Annotated in this window: 6 protein-coding genes; 3 read left to right on the top strand and 3 right to left on the bottom strand. The window is 42.0% G+C overall.

The features are described from left to right. Positions 1-30: 30 nt before the first annotated feature. From HR060_RS02730 to HR060_RS02720, 3 genes are all read right to left on the bottom strand, one after another. Complete coding sequence (locus HR060_RS02730) at positions 31-1311, bottom strand: sensor domain-containing diguanylate cyclase (protein WP_174198740.1); 1281 nt, start codon at positions 1309-1311, stop codon at positions 31-33. A gap of 151 nt (positions 1312-1462) precedes the next feature. Next, positions 1463-3553, bottom strand: a complete 2091-nt coding sequence (locus tag HR060_RS02725) for a TonB-dependent receptor plug domain-containing protein (protein WP_174198739.1) — start codon at positions 3551-3553, stop codon at positions 1463-1465. Between the two features lie 180 nt (positions 3554-3733). Further along, positions 3734-4201: a hypothetical protein gene (locus tag HR060_RS02720; protein WP_174198738.1), complete on the bottom strand. Its 468-nt coding sequence runs from the start codon at positions 4199-4201 to the stop codon at positions 3734-3736. Positions 4202-4528: 327 nt separating this feature from the next. Between HR060_RS02720 and HR060_RS02715 the strand changes: the two genes are divergently transcribed. From HR060_RS02715 to torD, 3 genes are all read left to right on the top strand, one after another. After that, on the top strand, positions 4529-10006 hold the full coding sequence (locus HR060_RS02715; protein ID WP_246283062.1) for a glutamate synthase-related protein: 5478 nt from the start codon (positions 4529-4531) through the stop codon (positions 10004-10006). Between the two features lie 23 nt (positions 10007-10029). Next, on the top strand, positions 10030-11808 hold the full coding sequence (locus HR060_RS02710) for a diflavin oxidoreductase (protein ID WP_174198737.1): 1779 nt from the start codon (positions 10030-10032) through the stop codon (positions 11806-11808). A 278-nt stretch (positions 11809-12086) separates the two neighbouring features. Next, positions 12087-12749 carry a molecular chaperone TorD gene (torD, locus tag HR060_RS02705; RefSeq protein ID WP_246283061.1) on the top strand — a complete coding sequence of 221 codons (663 nt, stop codon included), beginning with the start codon at positions 12087-12089 and terminating at the stop codon, positions 12747-12749. Positions 12750-12776: the final 27 nt, after the last annotated feature.

The raw sequence follows: 12776 nt of genomic DNA, 5'->3' as shown, positions 1-12776 counted from the left end.
GTAGATCGTTGTTGATCAGTAAAAGCGGTTTTAAACCGCTTTTACTTGATTTCGGCCAGCATTTTTTGCTTGGTATAAAGCTTTATCTGCTCGCGAGAAGATCTGATCAAAATCTTTATCAGATTCCGTTAAGCTGGCAACGCCTAAGCTAATGGCAATATTAATTTTGCCTTGTGAAGTTTGTATCGGCGTTTCTAATTGCATCACCCTGAGTTTTTCGGCTGCAACCCTAGCTTGCTCTTTGTCGACTTCAGGCATAATGATCGCAAATTCTTCCCCGCCAATTCGCGCTAAAACATCTTGTCCTCTGACGTACTTGTTAAGGTTTTCAGCCACTTTTTGCAGTACTAAATCACCTGTTGGGTGTCCGTATTGATCATTTACTTTTTTAAAGTAGTCAACGTCTAAACTGACAACAGATAACGCCTGATTAAACTGCTCTGCTTTAATAAAAGCCTCTTCGGCCTGATCAACAAAGTGACGGCGGTTAAAGAGACCAGTAAGCGAATCTATGGTTGCGAGTTTTTTAAACTCTTCTTTCAGTAAGAAAAGCTCGGTCACATCTGTTGAAAAGCCAATGAGCGATCTCACATCGTCTTCATCTAAATAAGGCATTTTCACACTCATGTAGTGACGACGATTGCCCTCGGCATCATTAGCAACTTCGTTAATCACTTGTTTAGTCTGCGTATCAAATACCAATTTGTCAGATAACCAAAAATGATCGGCTATCTCTTTAGGAAGAACCTCAGTATCGAGCTTACCAACAATATCATCGACGGGTCTGCCAAATAAATCTGCAACGCGTTTGTTCACATATTTAAAATGGCGTGTTTCATCTTTCATATAAATATGCGCATCGACATTATCGAGTACCGCATTTATCAGAGATTGCTGCTTATCGATAATACGCTGTAAACGCTTTTCTTCAGTGATATCCGTCGAAACACCACATAAACCAATCACCTTGCCCTTATCGTCGAATAATGGCTTTTTAGTCGATCGGTATATTCGCGTTTCACCGGTATTTTTCAGTACATTGGTTTCTTCGGTTTGAATCGTTAGCCCGTGTTCAATGACCTGTAAATCATTTTGCCTAAGCTGGTTAGACATGGCTAATTCAAAAAAGTGAGTGTCATCCTTGCCAATGATATCTTCCACATCAAGCTCGAATAACTCTGCCACCAAAGGGTTAACAAAGGTGTATTCAAGCTCAATATTTTTGATAAATATATAAACATCAACATTGGCTAACGCTTGTTGCATTAGCTCAACTTGCTGTTGGCTTTGTTTAGTACTTAAGTCTGACATAGTTACTGCTCTTTAACCCACTGTGAAGAGGTAATAGAAAAGCGTTAAACAATTAGGCTTAAAACTCAGTATAAGTGCTAATTATGTGAAGAGTATGGATAAAGTCGTTAAACTTTATGAATGCTTACTTCACGCTGTGCTTACTCAAACATCAAAATTGATACTTGAGTTTCAACCAGTAGCCCCTTTCTTCTAGTGGGTAATCTTGTTGAATCTGACCATCACTTGGCTCATCAGCGGATTCATCGAATAAATTACGCACGGTCACCTGCCCCATCCAATGACTATCTATTTGATATTGAACAGACAGATTAGACCAATTGTAGTCATCAATGCTTTGTCTTGGATCATTAACTAGGCGATCTCTGTCTCGAATAAAGCGGCTATCAAAGTAAACATGAGTTTGCGGATTAACTTGCCAATTAACACTGATATCAAACATAGTTTGCGGTGCATCAGCAATATCATGCCCGTTATCATCTTCTGCCTCTTGCAAAGCTAAGCTTGCTGATATTTGCAAATCTCGATTGACCTGCCACTTGGCTTGTGTCTCTAATCCTTGACCTGAAATGGAACCGATATTTTGAGCAATACTCGAACCGTCAAGTTGTGGGACAAAATCAATCATTTTTTCAGCATCATAGCTATAAATATTGGCGCTTAATGTCAAACGACTGCTAGCTTGATAATCTAATGCTACTTCGTAGGTGGTAATTTCTTCCGGTTCTAGGTTTAAATTACCCAGTGAGACAGGATTATTGGCCAGATGTAAATCAGCCATCGACGGCGCTCGATAAGCCTGACCATAAATAAATTTAGTGGTTAGTTTGTCGGTATTCGCCCAAACCAAAGCAACTCTTGGGTTAAACGTACTGCCAAAATCAGAATAATCATCATAGCGCATACCGATTGTCGCTTGCACTTTGTCGTTTATTTTCCATTCATCTTGCACCGATAAGTAATAAAGCTCACGGTCTTGATCTTGAGAAAAAATAAAAGGCGTGTTGCGAACTTGGGTTAAACGACCATCAACAAAATCTTCGTCACCGGTCAAAACACCCGTACCAAAGTTTTTCGCTTCAAACGTTTTCAAGTCATCTTTAGTGTAACCTGCCTCGACCCGAATTTGATGATGTTCAAAACCGGTAAACAGGTTATTCCAATGTGCGTGATAACGATGACTTTCAGTCGCAGGAGCGCCAATCAAGCCATCGGTAAATACGGTGAATGCGGTTGGCGTACCATTAACATCAAAAGCTATTGGTACAGGAAAGCCATCAGGGTAAATTTTAAAATAACTGTATTGGTCATGAAAAAGGTAACTCAATTCAACCGTCGATTGCCAATGAGTAGAATCAGTTAAAATGTACTGAGTTTGCAGCGAAAAGCTCTCTTCTTCATCAATATCACTATCAGATAGTGCTTGACCTATTCCCGGTCCTGTTCCCGCCTCGCGATCTAAATACCAGGTTTTCATCGACCAGTTTTGATAGCTAAGGTTCAAGTGCATATCTAGCATCTTGCGCCGTGTATCTAACGCCCTAGGTGCATTTGATAAGGAGTCCAAGCCAAAAGTATGCATTGCATCCTGTTCAATCACTCGGCTGTTATCACCATCTGTACTTTCCCATTGGGCACTAAGCGCGTAATCAATTTCTCCCAGTTGACCAAATTGATTAAGCCAAGCGGTTTTATAGCCAAATGAACCGGCTTGAATACCAGTATCATTTTGCTCGGCATCAGATTGTGTTTTAGTAATGATGTTAATGACACCTGAATAGGCATCAGCACCGTAAACAGCTGAACCCGGCCCTTTAATAATTTCTATTCGATCGATTAATTCCACGCCTAAATTAAACAATGACCAAGGTGAGCCGTTGAAGGTGTAAGTTGTGTTGAAACCATCAACTAAAATTAACACATGTGGGTTAAATGCGGTGTGAATACCGCGAATAGAAATAGACGTCCTCATTCTATTGAGGTTGGACAGATAAACGTGTACGCCATTTATCGTTTCTAGCACTTGGTATAGGTTGTTTGCGCCCATTTTTTCAATTTGATATGCGGTAACAACCGAGACAATAGAAGGGGCTTCTTTAAGTGTAGTTTTAGTACCTGTGGCAATTTCAATTTCGATCAGTTGCTCCAACTCCATCGAAAATAAATCATCATCATTTAATTCAGCGAAAGCGGTAGGACAAACAGCAAAGGCAATACAAAAAAATAGCGGGTGATACTTCATCAAATACTTCAAAGAACTAACCATTCAACCAGTTGCTATACAACAACACAATTGAATGGTAGAAACAAGAAAATGCGCTTACTTTTTAGCCCAGAGTTGAATTTAACAACAAGATTTTACAACAATCACGCAACTTATTTACGCCATTTACCTACTGTTAAAACGAGTAAAAAAACCAATCTAAATTGCGCTTTGCTGTTGCTCTGATGCAGATTTAACCCGCTTAGCGTTAAAAATGGCCACCACTTTGGTATTAAATGTTTCAACGCACAGTGCATTGATAGCTCGCTCTAATTTTTTGATCTCGGTATGGCACACCAGTTCAATACCTTTACCTGATTTATCCGATTCACTGATCAGTGTTAGTTGCTCTCGCAACCAAAAATAAAAATCAAATAAGCGACTGTGCTGATCATAGGTTTGTAATACGGTTTCGAGCGCCTGACAACACTCGATTAAGCCCATCACCTTTTTTACATCAATATCTGCATGCTGTAGTGACAAAATTTGCAAAGTAAGCTGGCTATTCGCCTTGTCAAAAGCGAAGTGAAAAGCATCCATTTTTTCTAGTTGCTCAGCTCTCTGCTCTGCTGAGACAGGACTTGCACATTGCGAGTTTAAGTAATGAATTGAAGTATTTTTATCCATTTTTACTCCCTAACAGTCATAAAAAAACGCCACAGATGATAATAATTATCATTTACCTTGTAAAGGAAAATTAATCTAACTGTCATTTTGTAAAGATGTAAACCGCAACAAAAATGAATTTTTATTCAAAAATAGAAACGATTTAAAAACTAAAAAATAAGATAAAAACCATATAAATAAAGGCCTAAAACACAACCTAAACACAATCCAAAAAATGAATAAAAACCCATAATTATTAATTAATGATAATCATTTTTATTTGCATAAATGTTTACATTTATATATCCTGCTTGTCTTTTAAATTGGCAGAGAAACTCAATTGGATAAATGATGACTCGATATTTATTTGATAAAAATCTGGAGCATTCAAGCTGCGGTGTGGGCTTTATTACCCATAAGCACAGCTTGCAGACTCATGAGTTGCTATCTCACGCACACCAAGCATTGTGTATGATCCCTCACCGTGGCGGCATGAGTGCCGAAGGTATAGGTGATGGCGCAGGTGTAAATATTGACTTATCAGTTGACTTTTTTCGCAAGTTAACTGGTAACACAGAATTGCAACTAGGCGAATTTGGCGTCGCTAACTTTTTTTACCCTGTTGATGACAATCAACACGAGCAAGCAGAGGCACTGATTAAATCAGTATTTGCTGAATATGATTTAGACATTTTACTCTGGCGCGATGTGCCCATTAATCCAGACGCACTAAATACCGCAAGCCAACAAGCTCAATTGGCAATCAAACAATTGGTTTTTGCAAAACCCGATTCAGTAGCAAATCAGCAAGCCTTTGAAACATTAATTAATCAGGCCTTATTAGCTATAGAGCAGCCAGCTTATACACAAGACGAATTGTACGGTCTTTACCCACTGTCATTTAGCAGCCGCACACAGGTTTTAAAAGGTCGGTTAAATAGCTGGGAAGTTGTGCCCTATTTTGCCGATCTAACTGACGATGATCACAAAATACACACCTTGTTTTTCCATACGCGTTTTTCCACCAATACGGCTCCAAACCCTATGTTTGCACAGCCATTTAGACGTATGGCACACAATGGTGAGCTCAATACCGACCGAAAAAACCGTTTAAGCGAAGATGCAATAGCCAAGGTTCAACGCAAGACAGTGATCTTCCCGAAAGGTCAATCAGACTCAGCGCGTTTAGACCAAACCTTACAGCGCCGAATTTGTGAAGATCAGCTGGAAATTGACGTTGCTGCATTAGCCATGATGCCACCAGCTTGGGAAAACGACGAACGCGTAAGCCAACCTGTTAGAGACATGTTGGAGTATTTTTCTTTATACGAAGAGAAAAATGACGGACCGGCAGCTTTTATATTTGGTGACGGCGTCAAAGTCGGTGCCCGCTTAGACCGCTTGGGTTTGCGTCCACTAAGAAGCGTCGAAACCAATGATTACTTGGCGGTGATGAGTGAAGCAGGTCAAATTGATTTTCCTGCACAAGACGTTATACGCCGTGGTCGTATCGAAGCTGGCGGGATGATTGTATTTGATCATGCGACGGGGAAAATTACCGAAACAGCTGAGATCATGTCGACATTAGCGGCAAAAAAAGATTATTCATCACTATTGGCAAAAGCCAAACTGAATTTATCTGATTTACCTTCAGCTGACTTAACTGAGCTAAACTACCCCTCTCATCTGACGCTTGCCGCCAGACATGTTGCTTATAGCTTAAACCAAGAAAGCTTTAAGTTTATGCTCGACCCTATGCTGCAAAGCGGCATGGAAAAAATTTCTGCTATGGGTTACGGCCTAGCACCAAATGCTTTGGCTAAAGATGAAGGCGGGGTCACTCGTTACTTTAGTCAACGATTTGCCCAAGTTACCAACCCTCCGCTTGATAGTATTCGCGAAGCAGATGGCATGACATTACGCGTCGCATTAGGCTCAAAACCGAATATGACAGCCGACGGCCATAAAAGTCGTCAATTAGTGTTAGGTTCACCCATTTTACAACCGCAACAACTCGCTCAAATTCAAGCTCAAGATCAGCTCACGTTAGCCAAGGTTGATTTACTCTTCACAGCTGATTTTGCCGATGAGCAAAAAAATCAGCAAAACCTTGCTGAACAGCTAGAGTCTATTGCCAATCAGGTTGAGCAATTAGCGCAATCTGGTCACGATATCATCGTCTTATCAGACCTTGATGTGTCACACCAGCATGCTGCTGTGCCCGCATTACTTGCTGTTGCCGCGGCCAACCAAAGATTGATTAAATCGGGCTTGCGCTTTAGCACAAGCTTAGTTGTCCAAACAGGTCAAGCGGCTAGTACCCATGATATAGCTTGCTTGTTGGGTTTTGGTGCATCAGCTGTTTGCCCATTGAGTGTTTATTACCGCGCACAAGAGCTATACCAAGATAAAGATGCCGTCTTACAAGGTTTAAAGCGCTTCCAAAAAGCAGTCGAAAAAGCCCTGATGAAAACCATGGGTAAATTTGGCTTGTGTACCGTTGAAAGTTACATCGGTGGTGAATTTTTCGAAGCTAACTTTATCGATACACAAGACCCTATCTTAGCGGCGTTATTCCCGAATATTCACTCTCCTGTAGGTGGGGCCCGCTTTGCTGATATTGCAAAAAGTGCAGCCGATTGGCATCAAAAAGTATTTGATGTCCAGAGTGAAGATCAAATTCCAGTATTGGGTTTATTCAAAGAGAGAAATGAAGGTGCAGGCCATAGTTTTGGTAATACCGCTGTTCGTGAATACATCAATATGACCGAAGAAGAGATCAGTTATGTAGACAGCTTAAGTAGCGACTACGCTGATGACTCGAAACTGGTCAAAGATGGTGAAGCAACACTGATACCAGACGACCCAGCTCATAAAGATTTGGGCTTTGAAGCCAGAACACCTGAGCAAATTGACAACTTTAAAGTGACTCCGGCTTATCGCCAGTTTGCCCAAAGCATGTATCAAGAGCGAGAAGCTCGCCCAGCGGCGCTGCGTGATGTGCTTGATTTACCGGTAAACTTTGCCAGTAGTGAAAATAAAACGGACTTTATCAATCAGCTAAAACAAATTTGCTTAACGGGCTCTGCTCATTTCTCTGTACAAGGTTTAATTGCTACATCCATTACCCATGCTGAATATGAGCTCAGTCTAACGCCAGCAACCCAAGCAAGACATCAAGCTTTTGTTGATGCTTTGGCAACTTGCTACCCAGCACAAGTTGAACAACTAGCCATTAGCGAACACATGGTGAAAGTAGCGCTTTCAGGTGAAGCATTGACTTGGATAGGCAAATTACTAACCGCTCCTGCAGCCATTGAACTTGAAAAGGTTCAACCCGCTCACCAAATCACCGCCAGCTTTGCATCAGGTGCTATGAGTCACGGTGCACTTGTGGCTAAAGCACATGAGGCAGTAGCACAAGGTACAAATATTGCCGGTGCAATGAGTAACTCAGGTGAAGGTGGTGAAAACTCTTGCCGTTACAATACAGTTAAAGCCAGTAAAATTAAGCAGTTTGCATCAGGTCGCTTTGGTGTTTGGACAGGTTATTTAGCCGACCCAGCGCTAGAAGAAATTGAAATCAAAATTGCTCAAGGTGCGAAACCAGGTGAAGGTGGTCAGCTACCATCTGCCAAGGTCAATGTAGAAATTGCTGCAGCTCGTGGTGGTACACCAGGGGTTGAATTAGTTTCACCACCACCACATCACGATACTTACTCAATTGAAGATTTAGGTCAGTTAATCCACGATGCTAAAGCTGCTCGGGTAAAAGTGATCGTTAAATTAGTATCGAGTGAAGGTGTGGGTACCATTGCCGTAGGTGTAGCCAAAGCTGGTGCTGATGTTATCAATATTGCAGGTAATACAGGTGGCACAGGTGCCGCTCAGGTTACCAGCTTAAAAAATACCGGCCGAGCGGCTGATATTGGTATTGCCGAAGTGCATCAAGCCCTTGCTGAAAATGGCTTACGTGACAAAGTAGTACTGCGCTGCTCTAACGCCCACCAAACGGGTTTAGATGTTGTTAAATCAGCGATTTTAGGCGGTGATTCTTTCGAGTTTGGTACCACTGCATTGATGATGCTTAAGTGTGTAATGGCGAAAAACTGTAACCTAAAATGCCCTGCTGGTTTAACGACGAACCCAGAAGTTTATCAAGGTGACCCAAGAGCTTTAGCTCAGTATTTCTTGAACTTAGCACATGAAGTAAGAGAAATTCTTGCTCGTCTAGGTTTTTCCAGCTTGCGCGCTATTCGCGGCCAAACTCAGCTCCTTCATTTAATTAACCATCCTGCAATGGTTGGTCAATTAGATATGACGGCAATGCTAAAACCAGCACAAACCGTCACCATTGCTGAACCTATTTATTTAGAAGCTAACTTTGCACCAGACGATAAGTTTATCGAGCAAGCATTAGCTGGGTTTATCGAAACCAACGCAACTGAAGTTAGCATTCAAGGGCCGACGCTAAACAATTGTAATAAGACCACAGGTGGGCAATTTGCTATTGATATTGAGCGTACGCTTAACTATCAAATGACAGCGCAACAAGTTGCCGCTCATCCAAGTGTGTTAACACTGGCTAATGGCAGAAAAGTACTCGCCAAAGACAGTATTCACGTCACCACTTACAACTCTGCTGGCCAAAGTTATGCCGCATTTAACAATACAGGTATTAATTTAACGCACTTAGGTACCTGTAATGATGGTGTTGGTAAAGGCTGTAGCGGTGGTCGTATCGTGGTGAAAAACCCTGGTGGTGGCGGTCAAACCGAAACCGACAACGTACTAATAGGTAACTTTGCTTTATTTGGCGCAACAGGTGGTGAGCTATTTGTTGAAGGTCAAGCAGGCGATCGCTTCGGGGTGCGAAACTCTGGTGCTGTTGCCGTCGTAGAAGGCGTGGGGGATTTTTGCTGTGAGTACATGACTAACGGCAGCATCGTTAACTTAGGTATCTATGGTAAAGGTTTTGGTAACGGTATGAGTGGTGGTACCGCATATCAATACGACCCAACCGGAGCTATCGCACAAAAGTGTAGTAACGACTCAGTCAAAGCAATCTCACTAAGTGAAGATTCAGCGCTGAGCCAAGGCCAATTAACTGCACTTCACTATCACTTATCTGAACATGTTAACGCGACAGGCTCAGCCAAAGCACAAGCATTACTGGACAACTGGGCAGACAGTCAAAAAGACTTTTATGTGTTAATTCCATTGTCATTGTTTAACTACCACACCAGTGAATTGATCTTGGCTCAGTCAGAACGCAAAGCCATGTTAGAAGAACTGGCGCAAGCGTTTGCCAAAAATGCACTATTGGATGTTAAACACGCCTATGAAAATTCAGCTAAAGCGCAGTATCTATTCAAAGGGCAATTACCTGAATATGGCGATCGCGATACCGACTTAATTTGTCAGTATGTCAACGCAACTGGTGTGATTCGACGCGCTTTTGAGCAGGCTGAAAAATCAGAGGCTGTTAATAAATTAGGTGAAAGCCAAGACCGAGTAACACGCTATTTGTTCGAAAGTGAAGACCGTAAATTACTGGATACCTTAACCAAGGATATGAAGTCAGTATTAGCTGGGTATGAAGAACCTGCACTTGCAGCACTTCTCGCCAATAAGCGCTTACAAGATTACAAAGATTCGTTTAATCAACGTGAAGTATGGGACACCTTAGCTTGGGGAACCAGTGTGTGGATTTTAGCTCGAGATAAAGCCAATAAGGCCGAGTTAGAAAACCACCCGAGCTTCGAGCAAGCGCTCGCAAGCCATTACTGCCATGTGTTAGCAACAGCAATCAAACAAGTTGCTTAAAACGATCAGCAAAGAGATAAATTATGAGTGATTTAAAAGTACCTTATTTACCAACCGATTTACCTTTTAGCGGTGATCAAAAACAATGGCTAGGCGGTTTTTTAGCTGGCTTGCATTCGCGTTTATTAGTGAAAGAAGAAGGCGTTAACAACCAAGCATCGGCGGCAGCAGCCCAAGTTAAACCGCTAACCATTATCTATGGCAGTCAAACGGGTAACGCTCAAGGCGTTGCAGAAGATGCGGCAGAGCAAGCCAAAGAATACGGTTTAACAGCCAACGTCATTGATATGGATGATGCTGAGCTTGAGCAACTTGCCGCAAGTGAGCGTTTATTAGTTATCACCAGTACCTATGGTGAAGGTGAAATGCCGGATAATGCACAAGCCCTATGGGATGCTATCAGTGAAGATAGTGCCCCGAGTTTTGCCAATACGTTCTTCTCTGTACTTGCACTAGGCGACACTAATTACGATGAGTTTTGTCTTGCTGGTATTTTATGGGATGAAAGGCTAGCCGCGTTAGGTGCACAACGCATTGCTAACCGCGTTGATTGTGATGTCGATTTTGAAGAGCCCGCTAGCCAATGGTTAGCTGAAGCTTTAGCAACCATTGCAGAAAAAGGTTCATCGGCAGCTGCCACTAATGATGCGCCAAAGAGTGCAAGCAAAAAAGCAAAGTCTAAATACAATCGACAAAACCCACTGGCCGCTAAGCTGATTACTAAACGCTTAGAAACCGCAGCCGATTCGAGTAAAGAAATTCTGCATTATGAGTTTTCTCTAGCGGGTTCTGGTGAAAGCTATGAGGCGGGTGATGCGTTAAATGTGATCCCAGTTAATCGTCCTGATTTAGTGGCAGATATACTGACTCACTTTGGTGCTGATGCAGAACAAACAGAGCCTTATCAAGGAGAAGCACAAACACTAAAAACAATTTTTAGTGAGCTACTTGAGATCCGCACGCCAAGTAAAGACTTTGTCCAAGAGTTAGCTTTGCGAAGTGGCGATGCTGAATTAGTTAATTTAGTCAAAGATGACAATAAAGCGCAGCTGAATGATTTTCTTTGGGGTAAAGATACCCTCGATTTATTGCGTGCCTTCTCTGGCGCTCAATTTACCGTGGCCGAGTTTATCGGTTTAGCTAAACCATTAGCCCCGCGCGCTTATTCAATCTCGTCAAGTATCAAACACCACCCAGAAGAAGTGCATTTAACCATAGGTAACGTCCGTTATAGCAACGAAGACAGAGACTATAATGGTGTATGTTCAACTTTCTTAGCTGATATTGCTGAGGTAGGCGATAGCGTTAAGTGTTACTTTGCACCGAATAAGAGTTTTGCGGTACCAAGTGACCCTATGGCACCTATGATCATGGTTGGCCCTGGTACGGGTATTGCGCCATTTAGAGCCTTCTTAGAAGAGCGTCTGGCCACTGATGCTAAAGGTGACAACTGGTTGTTCTTTGGCGATCGCAACAGTGCAACGGACTTTATCTATCAAAGTGAAATTGAAGCCATGCAAGCTTCAGGTTTATTAACGCGCTTAGATTTAGCTTTCTCACGCGATCAAGCTGAAAAAGTTTATGTGCAGGATAAGATGCTAGCCAATGCCGATGAACTATTTGCTTGGTTAGAGCGCGGCGGTTATTTCTTTATCTGTGGTGATGCTTATCGCATGGCTAAAGATGTCGATAAAGCGCTGCATCAAATTATCGAACAGTCGGGTAATATGTCTGCAGAAGCGGCCGCCGATTACGTTAATAAACTGAAAAAGGATAAACGTTACGTTCGAGACGTTTACTAACAATCAATAGCCCCTTTATCGCGAGGTGAGTGCTTCACACTCACCTCGTTATTCGTTTTTTCTACCTTATTCTACCGCTTGCCTTCCTACCTACTAGCTGGGTGTAAACCGCCTCTCTGTCACAAGCATTTCATCTAACCTTTACTATACTTGACTGACGCTTGTAGTGCATTTACCTGCTTAGTAGAGATTGAAAAGTACCAAGGAAAAGCACCAGCAGTGACCACATTTAAACAACCAACCGAAATGACCTAACAATAATAAGAGCTGGAATAGAAATGGACACAGTGGCCGAAAATACAGAACAAACCATGATTGAGAGCCGAGCAGCCTTGTATTGGTGGTTTTCAACTTTGTTTAGCCGAGAGTTAGACGAAACAAGCTTTAATGCCCACCTCAATGAACAAGGTCAGCTGTTACTCACTCATTTAGCGCAAGTGCCCGAGCTCGAAGTGGAGGTAAACGCGGTGAAGCAAGGGCTGAATTTAATCAACCAACAAGCGCACCCTCATCTAGAGTCGGCCGTTGAATTTACTCAGCTGTTTTTAGGTGATTTAAAACAAAGCGCCCCGCCTTATGCGTCGGTTTATTTATCCGAACAAGCTTTGATGTTTCAAAAGCCACATCAAGACATGGTGATATTACTTAATGCCCAAGGTCTCACCGTCAACAAAAGCTTTAATGAGCCTGCCGATCACCTAGCGATTCAATTAGATTATTTGGGTAATTTAATTTTATCTGCAATTAAAGCAGATGACATTGCTTTAGCGGAGCAAGAGCAAGCGGCGTTTATTCAACATCATATTTTAAATTGGTTGTCTCTATTTATAGATAAACTCAAACAGTGTAAACAATCTGGTTTTTATTTGCATCTCGCTCAGTTATTAAAAACGTATCTTGAGCTCGAAGTGAGCTTGTTAGCTGCAAGTTACTGGGAATAACGCACACGTTTTCACCAAATATAAGAA

Origin of the sequence: Marinifaba aquimaris (genome assembly GCF_013328345.1) — a bacterium.
GTDB lineage: Bacteria > Pseudomonadota > Gammaproteobacteria > Enterobacterales > Alteromonadaceae > Marinifaba > Marinifaba aquimaris.
This window is presented reverse-complemented; position numbering and strand designations above follow the sequence as displayed.